16 protein-coding genes and 1 riboswitch are annotated in these 16,320 nt (G+C 59.7%); of the genes, 12 read left to right on the forward strand and 4 right to left on the reverse strand.

Annotation, left to right across the window (positions count from 1 at the left end; genetic code table 11):
* The first annotated feature begins 102 nt into the window (after positions 1 to 102).
* From nikA to EDF75_RS15815, 7 genes are all read left to right on the forward strand, one after another.
* Positions 103 to 1,650: a nickel ABC transporter substrate-binding protein gene (gene nikA / locus EDF75_RS15785; RefSeq protein ID WP_166646201.1), complete on the forward strand. Its 1,548-nt coding sequence runs from the start codon at positions 103 to 105 to the stop codon at positions 1,648 to 1,650.
* The gene (gene nikB, locus EDF75_RS15790; RefSeq protein ID WP_133600097.1) at positions 1,650 to 2,594 is read left to right on the forward strand and encodes a nickel ABC transporter permease subunit NikB; all 945 of its coding nucleotides are present in this window, start codon (positions 1,650 to 1,652) and stop codon (positions 2,592 to 2,594) included. The genes nikA and nikB overlap by 1 nt, the downstream gene beginning before the upstream one ends.
* Positions 2,591 to 3,424, forward strand: coding sequence for a nickel ABC transporter permease subunit NikC (gene nikC / locus EDF75_RS15795; RefSeq protein ID WP_133600098.1), 834 nt, complete (start codon positions 2,591 to 2,593; stop codon positions 3,422 to 3,424). Before nikB ends, nikC begins: the two co-directional genes overlap by 4 nt.
* Positions 3,424 to 4,188 (forward strand): nickel import ATP-binding protein NikD, encoded by a 765-nt coding sequence (gene nikD / locus EDF75_RS15800; RefSeq protein ID WP_133600099.1) that lies wholly within the window; start codon positions 3,424 to 3,426, stop codon positions 4,186 to 4,188. Before nikC ends, nikD begins: the two co-directional genes overlap by 1 nt.
* Positions 4,185 to 4,976 (forward strand): nickel import ATP-binding protein NikE, encoded by a 792-nt coding sequence (gene nikE / locus EDF75_RS15805; RefSeq protein WP_133600100.1) that lies wholly within the window; start codon positions 4,185 to 4,187, stop codon positions 4,974 to 4,976. Before nikD ends, nikE begins: the two co-directional genes overlap by 4 nt.
* Positions 4,964 to 5,380, forward strand: a complete 417-nt coding sequence (nikR, locus tag EDF75_RS15810; RefSeq protein WP_128876965.1) for a nickel-responsive transcriptional regulator NikR — start codon at positions 4,964 to 4,966, stop codon at positions 5,378 to 5,380. Before nikE ends, nikR begins: the two co-directional genes overlap by 13 nt.
* Before the next feature lie 128 nt (positions 5,381 to 5,508).
* A riboswitch (M-box (ykoK) riboswitch) is annotated at positions 5,509 to 5,692 on the forward strand.
* Positions 5,693 to 5,759: 67 nt separating this feature from the next.
* Positions 5,760 to 6,773: a magnesium transporter gene (locus EDF75_RS15815; protein WP_133600101.1), complete on the forward strand. Its 1,014-nt coding sequence runs from the start codon at positions 5,760 to 5,762 to the stop codon at positions 6,771 to 6,773.
* 46 nt (positions 6,774 to 6,819) lie between these two features.
* On the opposite strand, the gene EDF75_RS15820 is transcribed toward EDF75_RS15815, so the two are convergent.
* Positions 6,820 to 7,401: a nuclear transport factor 2 family protein gene (locus tag EDF75_RS15820; protein ID WP_133600102.1), complete on the reverse strand. Its 582-nt coding sequence runs from the start codon at positions 7,399 to 7,401 to the stop codon at positions 6,820 to 6,822.
* Between the two features lie 109 nt (positions 7,402 to 7,510).
* Between EDF75_RS15820 and EDF75_RS15825 the strand changes: the two genes are divergently transcribed.
* Positions 7,511 to 8,404, forward strand: a complete 894-nt coding sequence (locus tag EDF75_RS15825) for a LysR substrate-binding domain-containing protein (RefSeq protein ID WP_133600103.1) — start codon at positions 7,511 to 7,513, stop codon at positions 8,402 to 8,404.
* 4 nt (positions 8,405 to 8,408) lie between these two features.
* Here the strand turns inward: EDF75_RS15825 and EDF75_RS15830 are convergent, their stop codons facing one another.
* Positions 8,409 to 9,602: a BaiN/RdsA family NAD(P)/FAD-dependent oxidoreductase gene (locus EDF75_RS15830; RefSeq protein WP_133600104.1), complete on the reverse strand. Its 1,194-nt coding sequence runs from the start codon at positions 9,600 to 9,602 to the stop codon at positions 8,409 to 8,411.
* Between the two features lie 230 nt (positions 9,603 to 9,832).
* Between EDF75_RS15830 and pitA the strand changes: the two genes are divergently transcribed.
* On the forward strand, positions 9,833 to 11,329 hold the full coding sequence (pitA, locus tag EDF75_RS15835) for an inorganic phosphate transporter PitA (protein WP_076946205.1): 1,497 nt from the start codon (positions 9,833 to 9,835) through the stop codon (positions 11,327 to 11,329).
* A 54-nt stretch (positions 11,330 to 11,383) separates the two neighbouring features.
* Here the strand turns inward: pitA and uspB are convergent, their stop codons facing one another.
* Positions 11,384 to 11,719 (reverse strand): universal stress protein UspB, encoded by a 336-nt coding sequence (uspB, locus tag EDF75_RS15840; RefSeq protein WP_045853954.1) that lies wholly within the window; start codon positions 11,717 to 11,719, stop codon positions 11,384 to 11,386.
* Between the two features lie 377 nt (positions 11,720 to 12,096).
* Here uspB and uspA point away from each other — a divergent pair, with 377 nt between their 5' ends.
* Positions 12,097 to 12,534 (forward strand): universal stress protein UspA, encoded by a 438-nt coding sequence (uspA, locus tag EDF75_RS15845; protein ID WP_041143102.1) that lies wholly within the window; start codon positions 12,097 to 12,099, stop codon positions 12,532 to 12,534.
* Positions 12,535 to 12,855: 321 nt separating this feature from the next.
* A complete protein-coding gene (dtpB, locus tag EDF75_RS15850) occupies positions 12,856 to 14,328 on the forward strand; it encodes a dipeptide/tripeptide permease DtpB (protein WP_133600105.1) in 1,473 nt (490 codons plus the stop codon).
* Between the two features lie 38 nt (positions 14,329 to 14,366).
* Here the strand turns inward: dtpB and EDF75_RS15855 are convergent, their stop codons facing one another.
* Positions 14,367 to 14,870 carry an RrF2 family transcriptional regulator gene (locus EDF75_RS15855; RefSeq protein ID WP_045853952.1) on the reverse strand — a complete coding sequence of 168 codons (504 nt, stop codon included), beginning with the start codon at positions 14,868 to 14,870 and terminating at the stop codon, positions 14,367 to 14,369.
* Positions 14,871 to 15,102: 232 nt separating this feature from the next.
* Here EDF75_RS15855 and EDF75_RS15860 point away from each other — a divergent pair, with 232 nt between their 5' ends.
* Complete coding sequence (locus EDF75_RS15860) at positions 15,103 to 16,305, forward strand: NAD(P)/FAD-dependent oxidoreductase (protein ID WP_133600106.1); 1,203 nt, start codon at positions 15,103 to 15,105, stop codon at positions 16,303 to 16,305.
* Positions 16,306 to 16,320 lie beyond the last annotated feature (15 nt).

A 16,320-nucleotide genomic window follows, 5' to 3' on the forward strand; every position in this document is an offset into this window, starting at 1 on the left:
CTGAGTTACTCCTAAAGTATGATGAATTATTAAAATCATCATACTTTCCTGCACACTGAGATTAACGCCTTGTCGATCCTCCGCACCTTTTTCCGCCCTTTTCTGACGGCGGTTTTCATCTGTCTGCCTCTGCTAACCGGCGCCGCCGCGCGTGAATTAGTTACCGCCTGGCCGGTTAACGTAGGTCCTCTGAACCCCCACCTCTATACCCCCAACCAGATGTTCGCCCAAAGCATGGTCTACGAGCCGCTGGTCAAATATCAGCAGGATGGCTCGGTCAAGCCGTGGCTGGCGAGCAGCTGGAGCCACTCCGCGGACGGAAAAGTCTGGCTGTTTACCCTGCGCAGTGACGTGCAGTTCTCCAACGGCGAGCCGTTTAACGCCCAGGCGGCGGTAGCCAATTTTCAGGCGGTGCTGGCGAACAGGCAGCGCCACGCCTGGCTGGAGCTGACCAACCAGATCAGCGATGTCAGAGCGCTGAGCGATACTCGGCTGCAAATCACCCTCAAAAGCGCCTACTACCCTTTTCTCCAGGAGCTGGCTCTGCCGCGTCCGTTCCGCTTTATCGCCCCGTCACAGTTTGTTGACGGCGGCACCCTGCACGGCATTAAGGCGCCCATCGGCACCGGGCCGTGGGTGCTGAAAACCGCGAAACTCAACCAGTTTGATGTGCTGGTGCGTAACCCACGCTACTGGGGCGAAAAACCGGCGCTTGACCAGGTGACCGTAAAGGTGATCCCGGACCCGATGACCCGCGCCGTCGCCTTTGAAACCGGCGATATCGATCTGCTCTATGGCAACGAGGGCCTGCTGCCGCTGGATACCTTCGCGCGTTTCAGCCATAACCCGGCCTGGCGCACCCAGCTTTCTCAGCCCGTCGAAACGGTGATGCTGGCGCTTAACTCTGCCAAAGCGCCCACTAATGAGCTGGCGGTGCGGGAAGCGCTAAACTATGCGGTCAACAAAAAGTCGCTGATCGACAACGCGCTGTGCGGCACCCAGCAGGTCGCCGATACGCTGTTTGCCCCTTCGGTGCCCTACGCCAATATCGGCTTAACGCCGCGCCGCTACGATCCGCAGCGGGCTAACGCCCTGCTGGAAAAGGCCGGCTGGCTGAAGCCCGCAGGCGAGGAGATCCGCCGGAAAAATGGCCAGCCGCTGCGCATCGAGATGTCGTTTATCGGCACCGACGCCCTGAGCAAATCAATGGCGGAAATTATGCAGGCCGATATGCGTCAGGTTGGCGTCGACGTCGTGCTGAACGGCGAAGAAGAGAGCAGTATTTATGCCCGCCAGCGCGACGGGCGCTTCGGCATGATTTTTAACCGCACCTGGGGCGCACCGTACGATCCGCACGCCTTTATGAGCTCAATGCGCGTCCCCTCTCACGCCGACTATCAGGCCCAGCAGGGGTTAGCCGATAAGGCGCTTATCGACCAGCAGATTGGCAAGGTGCTGGCTACCACCGACGAAACCCGGCGCCAGGCGCTGTATCGCGACATCCTGACCCGCCTGCACAACGATGCGGTCTATCTGCCCATCAGCTACGTCTCGATGATGGTGGTGGCAAAACCCGAGCTCGGTACAATCCCTTACGCTCCGGTTGCCGCTGAAATTCCGTTCGAACTGATCCAGCCGGAGCAGCCCTGATGCGGCGCTACGTACTGCGGCGCATCCTGCTGCTGATACCGATGATTTTCGCCGCCTCGGTCATTATCTTTCTTATGCTGCGTCTCGGCACCGGCGACCCGGCGCTGGACTATCTGCGCTTATCAAATCTTCCGCCGACGCCGGAGATGGTGGCCTCCACGCGCGCGATGCTCGGGCTGGACCAATCGCTCGTCACCCAGTACGCCGGCTGGCTATGGAAGGCGCTGCATCTCGATTTTGGCCTCTCCTTCGCCACCCAGCGACCGGTGATCGACGACGTGATGCACTTCCTGCCCGCCACGCTGCAGCTGGCGGGCGCGGCGCTGGTCATTATCCTGCTGACCTCCGTGCCGCTGGGGATTTGGGCCGCCCGCCATCGCGACCGCCCGGCGGATTTCATCGTGCGGGCGATCGCCTTTCTCGGCGTATCGATGCCCAACTTCTGGCTCGCCTTCCTGCTGGTGATGCTTTTTTCCGTCTACTTGCAGTGGCTGCCGGCGCTGGGCTACGGCGGCTGGCAGCACCTTATTCTGCCCGCGGCGTCGATAGCCCTGATGTCGCTGGCCATTAACGCCCGCCTGCTGCGCGCCAGCATGCTGGAGGTTGCCGGCCAGCGCCACGTCACCTGGGCGCGGCTGCGCGGGCTGAGCGACAGGCAAACCGAACGCCGCCATATTCTACGCAACGCCTCGCTGCCCGTGGTGACCGCAATCGGGATGCATATTGCCGAGCTGATTGGCGGCACGATGATTATCGAAAATATCTTTGCCTGGCCGGGCATCGGGCGCTACGCGGTGTCGGCCATCTTTAACCGCGACTACCCGGTGATCCAGTGCTTCACGCTGGTGATGGTGGTGGTGTTTGCGCTCTGCAACCTGACGGTTGACCTGCTCAACGCCGCGCTGGACCCGCGCATTCGCCGCCATGAAGGAGTACGCCAGTGAACCTTTTTCTTTCCGCCCGCTGGTCGGTTCGCCTGGCGCTGATCGCCATTATCCTGCTGGTGCTGATCGCCCTCACCGCCCAGTGGTGGTTGCCCTACGACCCGCAGGCCGTTAATTTACCGTCACGCCTGCTCTCGCCGGACGCCCGGCACTGGCTGGGTACCGACCACCTGGGACGCGATATTCTTTCCCGTCTGCTGGCCGCCACGCGGGTTTCTCTCGGCGCGGTGCTGGCCTGCCTGCTGCTGGTGCTGACGCTGGGGCTGGTCATCGGCGGCTGCGCCGGGCTAATGGGCGGCCGGGTCGACCAGCTCACCATGCGGGTTGCCGATATGTTTATGACCTTCCCGACCTCAATCCTGTCGTTTTTCATGGTCGGCGTACTGGGTACCGGTCTGACTAACGTGATTATCGCCATCGCCCTGTCGCACTGGGCATGGTACGCGCGGATGGTGCGCAGCCTGACGATTTCGCTACGCCAGCGCGAGTTTGTGCTCGCCTCCCGGCTTTGCGGGGCGGGGCATATCCGCGTCTTTGTCGATCATCTGGCAGGCGCGGTGGTGCCGTCGCTGCTGGTGCTCGCCACGCTTGATATCGGCCATATGATGCTGCACGTCGCCGGAATGTCGTTCCTTGGCCTCGGCGTCAGCGCGCCGACCGCAGAGTGGGGAGTGATGATTAACGACGCGCGCCAGTACATCTGGACCCAGCCGCTGCAGATGCTGTGGCCGGGCCTGGCGCTGTTTATCAGCGTGATGGCCTTTAACCTGGTGGGCGACGCGCTGCGCGATCGTCTCGATCCTCACCTGATCGCGGAGCATAGCCACTGATGCCACAGAAGATCGAGCTCGAGCAGTTCACCCTCCACGCCGGGCAACCTCTGGTCCACGATTTGTCGCTGACGCTGCGCCGCGGCCAGGTGCTGGCGCTGCTCGGCAGCAGCGGCTGCGGAAAATCGCTGACCTGCGCCGCGGCCCTTGAGGTTCTGCCGCCCGGCGTCCGACAAAGTGCCGGGCGCATCCTGCTCGACGGGATACCGGTCCACGGCAGGCAGCTGCGCGGAGGCACCGTCGCCACCATCATGCAGAATCCTCGCAGCGCCTTTAACCCGCTGCACACCATGGCGGCTCACGCCAGGGAAACCTGCCGCGCCGTCGGCCGGCCGCTGGATGAGTCCTCATTTATCGCCGCGCTGGAGGCGGTGGGGCTGGAGAACCCCGCCCGGCTGCTCAGGCGCTATCCCTTCGAGATGAGCGGCGGCATGCTGCAGCGCATGATGATTGCCCTGGCCGTGCTGAGCGAGGCGCCGTTTATCTTTGCCGATGAGCCCACCACCGACCTCGATGCCGTCGCCCAGGCGCGCATTCTTGACCTGCTGGAAGAGATCGTCACCACCCGCGGCCAGGGCCTGCTGCTGATCACGCACGATATGGGCGTTGTGGCGCGGCTGGCGCACGAGGTCGCGGTGATGGATGGCGGTCGTATCGTCGAGCGCTGCGATGTGGCAACCCTGTTCAGCGCCCCGCAGCATCCGGTCAGCCGGCGGCTGCTGGCGGCGCACCTGGCGCTGTATGGAATGGAGAGCAGAGCGTGAATTTACTTAACGTCGCTGGCGTCAGCCACGATTACCCGCATCACCCGGCGGTGCTGCAGCAGATCGACCTCAGCATCGCGCCGGGGGAGACGGTGGCCCTGCTCGGGCGCAGCGGCTGCGGCAAAAGCACCCTCGCACGCATGCTGGTGGGGCTGGAATCACCCGATTGCGGCGTTATCGCCTGGCGCGATACGCCGCTCACGGCCCTAAAGGGCGAGGCTCTGCGCACCTTTCGCCGCGATATCCAGCTGGTTTTTCAGGACCCGCTGAGCGCGGTGAATCCGCGTAACACGGTGCTGGAGATTATCAGCGAACCGCTGCGCCACCTGTTCCGCTACTCCCGCGATGAGCGCACGGCGCAGGTGAAGGCGATGCTGCAGGCGGTCGATCTCTGCGCTGACCTGCTCCACAAGCGCCCGCTGCAGCTCAGCGGCGGCCAGCTCCAGCGCGTGTGCCTGGCCCGGGCGCTGGTGGTGCGGCCGCAGCTGCTGATCCTTGATGAGGCGGTGTCGAATCTGGATCTCGTCCTGCAGGCGGAGATCGTTGCCTTGCTCAAGCGTCTGCAGGTACAGTTTTCTACCGCCTGCCTGTTTATCACCCACGACCTGCGGCTGGTCGAACGCTTTTGCCAGCGGGTGATGGTGATGGAGAGCGGGCAAATTGTTGAAACGACGGAGATAAGCTCACCGCTGCGTCTTCAGTCCACCGCGGGTCGGGCGCTACAGCGCGCGGTACTTCCCGCTTTTCCAGCCTCCCTGACCAAAGAGAAACGGCCATGCAGCGCGTAACCCTGACCCTTGATGATGAGCTTCTCGCCACCCTTGATGCACTCAGCGAACAGCGGGGCTATAACAACCGCTCGGAAGCGGTGCGCGATATTTTGCGCAATACCCTGATGCATGAACATGCGCAAAAGAGCGAACAGCGCGGCTACGCGGTGCTCTCCTACGTGTACGAACACGAGAAGCGCGAGCTGGCGAGCCGGCTGATTGCCACCCAGCACCATCACCACGATCTCTCCGTCGCCACGCTGCACGTGCACATCAGCCACGATGACTGTCTCGAGATTGCGGTACTGAAAGGGGAAATGGGCGAAGTGCAGCACTTCGCCGATGAGGTGATTGCCCAGCGCGGCGTGCGCCACGGGCATTTGCACTGCCTGACCGCGGAGGAGGAGCACGCCCACCCCTAGTCACGCGCTCGGCGGGAACGCAACGGCGGATCGGTAAACAAAACCGCCGCCGTTTATCAACAGTTGATAAACATGTTGAATTATCAACCCGGTTAACTATCTCTTTTCGTGAATAATGGCGCCTCATTTAACGATCTCGTTATGGCGAGGCTCCTGCACAAATATAAGTTACCGCCCTGCTGGTATCGAGAGAGACCACTCAGGGAAATACAGGCATCCATCGAATCAAGGTGTTGCCAAGGTAACTTCTGACGGCATTCGTGCCGGACGGATACGTTGTGCAGTGCTAAAACCAGGACGTAGGGATCTGCCCGCAATCTGCCTGTGGTCATCCTGTCTTGTTCGCCCCTATGAGTGATTTTTTATAGGGAATTACACCATGTCATCCATCCAACACTGCGCCACCCATCCGGCTAACGCCGCCTTCGACGGCGATGCGATCGCCCAGTACATGCGTACCGACTTTATTACGCTGCCGGAGCAGCTTAGCGTTCATGAAGCGCGGGAGCGCTTTGTCTCGCAGCTCACCAGCGACGATATCCCAGGCCAGGTTTTCGTCGTCGCCGGCAGGAAGCTGCGCGGCAGCCTGTCGATTAAAAAACTGCTGCAGGAGAGCGATGCCACTCAGCCCATTCGCTACTTAATGGACAGCTGCCTGTTCCGCGTAAAGCCCGATGATGAGCGCCAGCAGGTGGTGGCCGAACTGGGCGAACGCGGGCTTGACCTGGTACCGGTGGTCGAAAAAGGCGAGCTGGTCGGCTGCCTGATGGAGAAGGAGATCGCCCATCTGCTGGAAGATGAGGTCACCGAAGACGCGCATCTGCAGGGCGCCACGCTGCCGCTGGAGAAGCCCTATCTGGAGATAAGCCCGTGGACGCTGTGGAAGAAGCGTTCGGTCTGGCTGCTGCTGCTGTTCGTCGCCGAAGCCTACACCAGCAGCGTGATACAGCACTTTGAAGAGGCGCTGGAGTCGGCCATTGCGCTGGCCTTCTTTATCCCGCTGCTGATCGGCACCGGCGGCAACAGCGGCACGCAGATCACCTCCACGCTGGTGCGCTCCATGGCGCTGGGCGAAGTGCGGCTGCGCGATATGGGACGGGTTATCCGCAAAGAGGTCTCGACGTCGCTGCTGATCGCCCTCACGCTCGGGCTGGCGGGATGCCTGCGCGCCTGGATGATGGGCATCGGGATGGAAATCACCCTGATCGTCAGCCTGACGCTGGTGTGCATTACGCTGTGGAGCGCGCTGGTATCGTCGGTGATCCCGATGGTGCTCAAGCGCGTCGGTATCGACCCGGCGGTAGTCTCCGCGCCGTTTATCGCCACCCTGATCGACGGCACCGGCCTGATCATCTACTTCAAAATCGCCCAGTACTTTCTTGGTCTGAACTGACGGCGTACGGGCCCGCCGGCTCACCCGGCGGCCCGCTTTGCCCGCGCTATGCCGAGAGCCAGCGCATGCCTGCGGCCTTCATCTCCCGCTCCTGGTCGCTGCCTCGGGTGGCAAAAACCCGCTGTACCGGAAAACCGCTCTGCTCAAGCAGATAGCCCAGCGCGGCGTATTCGCGCGGGTACTTTGCCGCCAGCGCCGAATCAATCTCAGTCGGCCCCAGCGGGAAGGTAAAGGTCCCCATATCGTAGATACTCTGCCGGTGGAATAGCCGCCACACGCCATCGCGCTTTTCCGCCATATCGTAAAAACGGTTGTGGCACTCGCAGCCGATATTCAGCCGGGTATTTTCCGCAATAATCATGGCGCAGGTTTCGAGGATCGCGCGGCTGCCGTCGTCGCTGAACTGCACGACCGGGGAGCTAATCAGGTGCCGGGTCCGCAGCTCAGAGGCGCCCATGCGCATCGAGCCATCGATAAAATCGCTGGCCAGCCCTTCAAACCAGGTAATTTCTATCGTTCCGTCCGGGTGAAACAGCTCGCGTAATTTATCCCATTCGCTCAGGTCGCGATGGATCCAGCCGGTCATCAGGTCGTTAAGCTGCTGGCGGTCCTGCAGTTGGCTATGCATGTTGGTCTCTCCGATTAGTGAACCGGGTGTAGTTTGTGCTCGCGATCCAATAAACTCAAATATACAGATTTCATCGATCAATCACTTTAAGTGATGAATGAGGGTCCCTATGGAACTACGCCACCTGCGCTACTTTTTGGCCGTTGCCGAGGAGAGCCATTTCGGCCGCGCCGCCGAGCGCCTGCACATCGTGCAGCCCGCGCTGAGCAAGCAGATTAAAGATCTCGAAAACGAGCTGGGAGGCGCGCTATTTATCCGCTCCAGCCGGCGGGTGACGCTTACCGAAGCCGGGAAGCTGCTGCAGGTCCAGGCGCAAAATATCCTCGCCCAGACTGAGCATAGTCGCTTAATGGTCGAACGGTCGCTCAAAGGGGAGATGGGCCAGGTGCGGGTCGGCTTTGCCGGTAACGCGGTGCTCAGCGGGCGGCTGATTGCCGATATGCGGCTCTTCCACCAGCGCTATCCGCAGGCGGAGCTCAGGGTGCAGGAGCTGGAGCCGCATCAGCAAATCGAAGCCATTCTGCATGACCAGCTGGATATTGGCTATCTGCCGGATTTTCAGGGTGCAAACCACCCGGCGCTGCGCCGGGAGGCGGTCGGCAGCTGGCAGCGGTTCGTGGCGATGAATGAAGAGAGCCCGCTGGCCGCTCACCCGCGGCTGACCGTTGAGATGCTGGCGGACGAAGCGCTGATCCTCTACGCCAGCCACGATGCGGACGCGCGGCTGGCGTCAACGCTGCAGGCGCTCGGCGGCAGGGAAAATCACCTCGTCTCGCGCGCCTCGGGGACGCTGAGCGTGCTGGCGATGGCTGGCGCCGGGCTGGGCGTGGCGCTGGTCCCCGAGCCGGTGGTACAGGTCGGCATTCCGGGTATCGTCTATCGCCCGCTGGATGCCCCGGAGCTCTGCGCCAACCTGATCCGGGTCAGCCGCAAAGAGGAGATTAACGGGGCGGCGCGCGCCTGGCAGGCGCTGTTTACGCCGCCTTCTGCCGCCGGGGAGTAGCGCCCTACTTCTGGGCCAGCGCCTGCGCGCAGGCCCAGGCGGAGGCCCACGCCCACTGGAAGTTATAGCCGCCGAGCCAGCCGGTGACGTCCATCACTTCGCCGATAAAATAGAGCCCGGGCACTTTCCGTGCTTCCATCGTGCGGGAAGAGAGTTCGTTGGTATCCACGCCGCCGAGGGTCACCTCCGCCGTCCGATAACCCTCGGTGCCGTTGGGCTGCACGCGCCAGGCGGTCAGCGTCTCCACCAGCGCCTCCTGCTCGCGGAGGTTGAGCTGCTTCAGCGTGACGTCCGGGATCTGCCCCAGCTGCTGCAGGCACTCGACCAGACGCTTCGGCAGCTGCATGGAGAGGGTATTTTTCAGGCTTTGATTCGGATGCTCTGCCCGCTGCTGGTTGAGGAAGTCGTCGAGGCTGCAGTCCGGCAGCAGGTTGATGCTGACGAATTCTCCCGCCTGCCAGTAGCTGGAAATTTGCAGCACCGCCGGGCCGGAGAGCCCGCGATGGGTAAACAGCAGATTCTCGCGGAAAACCGTGCCGTCCTCGGCGGTAATGGTCGACGGCACCGACACGCCGGAGAGCACCTGCAGCTGTTCGAGCAGCGGTTTATGCAGGGTAAAAGGCACCAGCCCGGCGCGGGTCGGCAGCACCGTCAGGCCAAACTGTTCGGCCAGCTTGTAGCCGAACGGCGACGCGCCAAGGCCCGGCATCGACAGGCCGCCGGAGGCGACCACCAGCCTGTTCGCCGCCACCGTTTCGCCGTTAAGCTGCAGGGTGAAGCCCGCGTCGTCGCGCTCGACGCTCAGGATCTCCGTGCGCAGGCGGAGCTGCACGCCGCCCTTTTCACATTCGGCCAGCAGCAGGTTGACCACCTGTTCGGCAGAGTCGTCGCAGAACAGCTGGCCGAGCGTCTTCTCATGCCAGGCGATGCCGTGTTTACCCACCAGCTCGATAAAATCCCACTGGGTGTAGCGCGCCAGCGCCGACTTGCAAAAATGCGGGTTCTGGCTGAGATAGGCCGCCGGCTCGATATACATATTGGTAAAATTGCAGCGCCCGCCGCCGGACATCAGGATTTTACGGCCCGGTTTTTTACCATTATCCAGCAGCAGCACGCGCAGCCCCGCCTGGCCCGCCTGTGCTGCACAAAACATTCCCGCCGCTCCGGCGCCGATTACAATGGCATCAAACCTTTCCACACTGCTTTCCTCATGTCCCGATTGTCGGGAATTGTAAATATTTCACGCTGGTCGCACCAGCGCGAAAAATTAAGTATTTATTTACATCATTGAAATATATAGGATTACTCCCAAGCGCGTCGTACCTGAAGAGCAGGGAAATCAAAAAAAGTCTATATTTCACTTTGCCCGCGCCGCTAAAGTCACTGATAATGCGCCGCGTTCATGTCCTCAAAATGGCGTAACGTCCTATGCTACATTTATTTGCCGGTCTGGATTTACATACCGGGCTATTACTATTGCTTGCTTTAGCTTTCGTGCTGTTTTACGAAGCGATTAACGGTTTTCATGATACCGCAAACGCTGTTGCAACTGTGATCTACACACGCGCAATGCGGTCGCAGCTTGCTGTGGCGATGGCGGCTCTCTTCAACTTTTTCGGCGTTCTGTTAGGTGGTCTTAGCGTAGCTTATGCCATTGTGCATATGTTGCCGACCGACCTGCTGCTTAACATGGGTTCTGCACATGGCCTCGCTATGGTGTTCTCCATGCTGCTGGCGGCGATTATCTGGAACCTCGGAACCTGGTACTTCGGTCTTCCGGCCTCCAGTTCGCATACGCTGATCGGCGCCATCATCGGGATTGGTTTAACCAATGCGTTGATGACCGGCACCTCGGTGGTTGACGCGCTGAATATCCCGAAAGTCATCGGTATTTTCGCCTCGCTGATCGTCTCGCCTATCGTGGGCCTGGTGGTGGCTGGCGGCCTGATTTTCATTCTGCGCCGCTACTGGAGCAATACCAAGAAACGCGCCCGTATCCACCTGACGCCTGCTGAACGTGAAAAGAAAGACGGGAAGAAAAAACCGCCGTTCTGGACCCGCATTGCGCTGATTCTGTCAGCCATCGGCGTGTCATTCTCGCACGGCGCGAACGACGGTCAGAAGGGCATTGGCCTCGTCATGCTGGTGCTTATCGGCGTAGCGCCGGCAGGGTTCGTGGTTAACATGAACGCCTCCGGCTACGAAATCACCCGTACCCGCGATGCGGTCAATAACGTGGAAACCTTCTTCGAACAGCGTCCTGAGCTGCTGAAGAAAGCGACCGGCGTTGACCAGCTGATTCCGTCACCGGAAGCCGGTGCGGTCGCCGCGGGCGAGTTCCACTGCCATCCGGCGAACACCGTCAACGCGCTTAGCCGCGTGAAAACGATGCTTACCGGAATCGAAAGCTACGACGCGCTCACTCTCGATCAGCGCAGCCAGATGCGCCGCATTATGCTGTGTATTTCCGACACCACCGACAAAGTCGCGAAGCTGCCGGAAGTGAATGGCGATGACAAGCGTCTGCTGAAGAAGCTTAAAACCGATATGCTGAGCACCATCGAGTACGCGCCAATCTGGATCATTATGGCGGTTGCTCTGGCGTTGGGTATCGGCACCATGATCGGCTGGCGCCGCGTGGCGACCACTATCGGCGAGAAGATCGGTAAGAAAGGCATGACCTACGCACAGGGTATGTCGGCCCAGATGACCGCAGCCGTATCGATTGGTCTGGCGAGCTACACCGGGATGCCGGTTTCCACCACCCACGTGCTCTCCTCCTCGGTTGCAGGGACGATGCTCGTTGACGGCGGCGGACTGCAGAGAAAAACCGTCACCAGTATTCTGATGGCGTGGGTTCTCACCCTCCCGGCGGCGATTCTGCTGTCAGGCGGGCTGTACTGGATAGCGCTGAAGCTTATCTAAGCGGCTAACGGCAGTGATATAACGGGTCAGGAAACTGGCCCGTTTTTTTTTGCGCTAGTGCCAGATAAGCAGCGCAATCATACTCACCACCACCAGGCCACACAGCGCGCTGGTCAAAATAAACTGCCGCCGCACCCGTTCACAGCGGCGAATAAACTCGTCGTCATGATGATCGCGGTAGCGCTGGCCGTAGATATACCAGACCAGCCTCATCTGTTTACCCGGCTGGCCGTGAGAGGTAAAAAACCCTCCGCCATCAACATATTGATACAGCAAGGGATCGCAACCACGTAGCACTACCAATAACGCACGCAATGATGAGAAGTAGCGTGCCATATTCACCACACAAACGATACACAGGGCCCAAAACAGCGCAATCGTGCTGATCATACATCCTCCCCGGCGACCCGCCCTCGGAGACGTCTCCGGGGCTAGCGCTCCCCAATACCCGACCCATACAATAGAAGAGTGCGATACCAATCACGTTTATTTATTCGATCGGCTCATTAAATAGTGTAGGAGATCAGTTAATTTTTTTACCACAAGGTTAATCGTTATCAATACATAAGACGGATATATTTGTTTAACTATTTGGTGAACCAGGCGCATTGACGGCGCGCGAGGGGCGCTATAAGGTAGAAATATCTTCTACAATTAAGTCCTTAACGGACTGAACCCCCGCGAATTAGCACGCAGGACGCGGGCGAAGCGGCAGCGCTAGCTGTCTGGTCCAACGGTCATCGACAACTTATGGAAGGAGTAACACTATGGCTTACAAACATATTCTTATTGCAGTAGACCTCTCCCCGGAAAGCAAAGTGCTGGTAGAGAAAGCCGTTTCTATGGCACGTCCCTACAATGCCAAGGTTTCCCTGATCCACGTCGATGTGAATTACTCCGACCTCTACACCGGTCTTATCGACGTCAATCTGGGCGACATGCAGAAACGCATTTCTGAAGAGACCCACCACGCGCTGAGCGAACTCTCCGGCAACGCGGGCTATCCGATTACGGAAACCCTGAGCGGCAGCGGCGATCTCGGCCAGGTGCTGGTTGATGCGATTAAAAAATACGATATGGATCTGGTCGTCTGCGGCCACCATCAGGACTTCTGGAGCAAGCTGATGTCCTCCGCACGCCAGCTGATCAACACCGTACATGTCGATATGCTGATTGTCCCGCTGCGCGACGAAGAAGACGAATAACGCTTTCGCCTTTCTCAGCATTAGCCTGTCTGCGCCCGCTTATGCGGGCGTTTCTTTACCCGTCCGCGCCGCCATCCCCCGCCCGCTATTATCCCGACTATCCCGAACGGATCGTTATCACCCGCCGGGATCAACTAGCAGGATATCAAGCCACACATTTAATATCAGTTAGTGTGATCAACCAATTATAAGAAAAAATATCTATATAATAATCTAATCATTAAGCCAATGGCCGCAGTATAGCGCGCCATCATACTTTTTCAGCGCGTTCTGGCATACGCGTTCATACTTTTTTGGGATAGCACTAAAAGGCGAAGGAATATGAAAACAACTGCACCTACGGGCCTGCTGCAGCAACCGCGGCCGTTCTTCATGATCTTTTTTGTAGAGTTATGGGAGCGATTTGGCTATTACGGCGTCCAGGGCATCCTGGCGGTTTTCTTTGTTAAACAGCTCGGATTCTCTCAGGAACAGGCGTTCATTACCTTCGGCGCATTTGCGGCGCTGGTCTACGGCCTGATCTCCATCGGCGGCTACGTCGGCGACCACCTGCTGGGCACCAAACGGACGCTGGTGCTGGGGGCGATTGTGCTGGCGCTCGGCTATTTCATGACCGGGCTGTCGCTCCTGAAACCCGATCTCATTTTTATCGCTCTGGGCACCATCGCCGTCGGCAACGGGCTGTTTAAGGCCAACCCCGCCAGCCTGCTGTCAAAGTGCTATCCCCCGGACGACGCCCGCCTCGACGGGGCGTTCACCCTGTTTTACATGTCGATTAACATCGGCTCCCTGCTGTCGCTATCGCTGGCGCCGGTGATTGCCGAGAAGTTCGGCTATGCCGTCACTTACAACCTGTGCGGGGCGGGGCTGATTATCGCTCTGCTGGTCTACTTCGCCTGCCGTGGGATGGTCAAAGATATCGGTTCGGAGCCCGACCATCGGCCGCTGGTGCTGCGCAACCTGCTGTACGTGCTGGTCGGTACGGTAGCGATGATTTTCCTCTGCGCCTGGCTCATGCATAACGTGAAAATCGCCAACCTGGTGCTGATCGTCCTCTCTATCGTGGTGATTATTTTCTTCTTTCGCGAGGCCTTTAAGCTGGATAAAACCGGCCGCAACAGGATGTTTGTCGCCTTTATCCTGATGCTGGAAGCGGTGCTGTTCTACATCCTGTATGCGCAAATGCCCACGTCGCTCAACTTTTTTGCCATCAACAACGTGCACCACCAGATCCTTGGCATCACCATTAACCCGGTCAGCTTCCAGGCGCTGAATCCGTTCTGGGTAGTGGTCGCCAGCCCGGTACTGGCGGCAATCTACACCCGCCTCGGCAACAAAGGTCGGGACCTGACCATGCCGATGAAGTTTACCCTTGGGATGTTTTTATGTTCGCTGGGCTTCCTGACCGCCGCCGCCGCCGGCATCTGGTTTGCCGACGCTCAGGGGCTCACCTCGCCGTGGTTTATCGTGCTGGTCTATCTGTTCCAGAGCCTCGGCGAGCTGCTGATTAGCGCGCTCGGCCTGGCGATGGTCGCCGCGCTGGTTCCCCAGCAGCTGATGGGTTTTATCCTCGGGATGTGGTTCCTGACGCAGGCGGCAGCCTTCCTGATGGGGGGATACGTGGCGACCTTCACCGCGGTGCCGGAAAATATCACCGACCCGCTGCAGACCCTGCCGATCTACACCGACGTGTTCGGCAAGATTGGCCTGGTGACCCTGGCGGTAGCGATAGTGATGGCGATTCTGGTGCCGTGGCTCAACCGTATGATTAATACCCCTGCCGACGGCAAATAGCGTCGGCTCAGACCTCGGCCAGCGACGGCTGGCTGAGGTTAACCCTTACGAGCGTCAATCCACTCCTGCACTTCAATCACAAACTCATCCGGCGCTTTGCGGTACATCTTACGGGCGAGGTCCAAAATCGTATGCTGCCCGAGCGCCTCTTCCATGCGCTGCTGGGCCATGTCCATTACCGAGCGCACGCCACAAATGCCTTCACAGGCCCACTCCGGCGGCTGCTCGTCAAATACCGCCAGCCGCTGGCGAATTTCACGACACTCGAAAATACGCTTATCGCCATCAATGGCATTGACCACGTCCAGCACCGTGATGTGTTCGGCGGGCTTCGCCAGCTGAAAGCCGCCGCCCTTGCCCTCCATGCTGCGCACCAGCCCTGCCCGGGAGAGGCGGGTAAATATTTTGGCCAGGTAGTCGTAGGGCACGCTTTGCAGCTCGGCGATTTCCCGCACGCTCATATCGCGCGCGTCGCCTTTGCTGTCCACCATGCACATCAAACTATGGATGCCGTACTCAACGCCAGAACTGTAGAACGCCATTCTCTTATCTCAGCCAAAACAAATCTGAGTTATTGTAGCTTTTTCATCTCACCCATACCAGACAGATGCCGTATCAAGCGGCAGGATAAATAATTATTTCAATATTTATCATATGGATACAATCAAAACCCCTCTTTTAACCCTGGCAACAGCACAAATCACGTTGCACTTTATAACTACGACAAATAAAATCCGAGTAAATACATCGTAGCAAACAGTGAGTGAAACCATAATGGCTAAAAAAATCCTGATCGTCGGCGCGGGCTTTTCCGGAATGTGGGCGGCGCTCAGCGCCGCACGCCTGGCGGATAAGCACCGCGACGAGACCGTGGAAATCACGGTAATTGCCCCGCAGCCCGAGCTGCGGGTGCGTCCACGTTTCTATGAGGACGATGTGCCGACGCTGGTCGCCCCGCTACAGCCATTATTTGACGCCACCGGCGTCAGCTTCCTGCGCGGGAGCGTTGAGCGCATCGTTCCCGCCGCCAAAGAAGTGGCGTGGATAGACGCCTCCGGCAATGCGCAGCGCGCGGGCTACGACCGGCTGATTCTCGCCAGCGGCAGCCGCGTTAACCGTACCCAGGTCGCCGGCGCCGAGGCTCACGCCTTCGACCTCGACCAGCTGGAAAGCGCCACCGTTCTGGAAAACCATCTCAAATCCCTGGCCCACGCCGCGGATAGCGTGGCGCGCAATACGGTCGTCGTCTGCGGCGGCGGCTTTACCGGCATCGAGATGGCGATGGAGCTTCCGGGCAAGCTGCGGGCCATCCTGGGCTCAAATGCTAAGACCAGAGTAGTCGTAGTTGAACGCGGCCCGCAGCCGGGCTCGCGCTACAGCGACGCGCTGCGCGAGGTTATCGTTCAGGCCTCCGCAGAGCTCGGCGTTGAGTGGCTGGTGAACGCGGAGGTCGAAAGCATTGACGCGTCCGGCGTGACGCTGAAAGACGGGCAGACTATCGCGTCGCAGACCGTTATCTGGACCGTCGGCGTACAGGCCAACGACCTGACGGCGCAGATTGACGCCCCGCGCGATCGCCAGGGCCGCCTGCACGTCAACGGCGATCTTCAGGTGATGGGTCATGATGAGATCTACGCCACCGGGGACGTGGCCTACGCCGCCACGGATGACAAGGGCAACCACGCGCTGATGACCTGCCAGCACGCAATTCTGCTGGGCAAATTTGCCGGCAACAACGCGGCGGCCAGCCTGCTGGAAGTGGCGCCGCTACCCTATCGCCAGGAAAACTACGTCACCTGTCTGGACCTAGGCGCCTGGGGCGCGGTCTATACCGAAGGCTGGGACCAGCAGGTGAAGCTGACGCGAGAAGAGGCGAAAAAGGTGAAGATCGCGATAACCAGCGAGCTTATCTATCCTCCGAAGGCCGACAGAGCCATCGCCTTTGAGATTGCCGATCCGCTGGCGCCGTTCGTCTAACCGCACACAGGCCGC

The organism is Klebsiella sp. BIGb0149 (assembly GCF_004362605.1).
Taxonomy (GTDB): Bacteria; Pseudomonadota; Gammaproteobacteria; order Enterobacterales; family Enterobacteriaceae; genus Klebsiella; species Klebsiella terrigena.

Bases quoted from the DNA above. Each gene is read 5' to 3' on its own strand.
- dtpB (WP_133600105.1), top strand. From the start codon at position 12,856: ATGAAAACAACTGCACCTACGGGCCTGCTGCAGCAACCGCGGCCGTTC.
- nikR (WP_128876965.1), top strand. From the start codon at position 4,964: ATGCAGCGCGTAACCCTGACCCTTGATGATGAGCTTCTCGCCACCCTT.
- uspA (WP_041143102.1), top strand. From the start codon at position 12,097: ATGGCTTACAAACATATTCTTATTGCAGTAGACCTCTCCCCGGAAAGC.
- EDF75_RS15820 (WP_133600102.1), bottom strand. From the start codon at position 7,401: ATGCATAGCCAACTGCAGGACCGCCAGCAGCTTAACGACCTGATGACC.
- EDF75_RS15815 (WP_133600101.1), top strand. From the start codon at position 5,760: ATGTCATCCATCCAACACTGCGCCACCCATCCGGCTAACGCCGCCTTC.
- nikD (WP_133600099.1), top strand. From the start codon at position 3,424: ATGCCACAGAAGATCGAGCTCGAGCAGTTCACCCTCCACGCCGGGCAA.
- EDF75_RS15825 (WP_133600103.1), top strand. From the start codon at position 7,511: ATGGAACTACGCCACCTGCGCTACTTTTTGGCCGTTGCCGAGGAGAGC.
- pitA (WP_076946205.1), top strand. From the start codon at position 9,833: ATGCTACATTTATTTGCCGGTCTGGATTTACATACCGGGCTATTACTA.
- uspB (WP_045853954.1), bottom strand. From the start codon at position 11,719: ATGATCAGCACGATTGCGCTGTTTTGGGCCCTGTGTATCGTTTGTGTG.
- EDF75_RS15860 (WP_133600106.1), top strand. From the start codon at position 15,103: ATGGCTAAAAAAATCCTGATCGTCGGCGCGGGCTTTTCCGGAATGTGG.
- nikB (WP_133600097.1), top strand. From the start codon at position 1,650: ATGCGGCGCTACGTACTGCGGCGCATCCTGCTGCTGATACCGATGATT.
- EDF75_RS15855 (WP_045853952.1), bottom strand. From the start codon at position 14,870: ATGGCGTTCTACAGTTCTGGCGTTGAGTACGGCATCCATAGTTTGATG.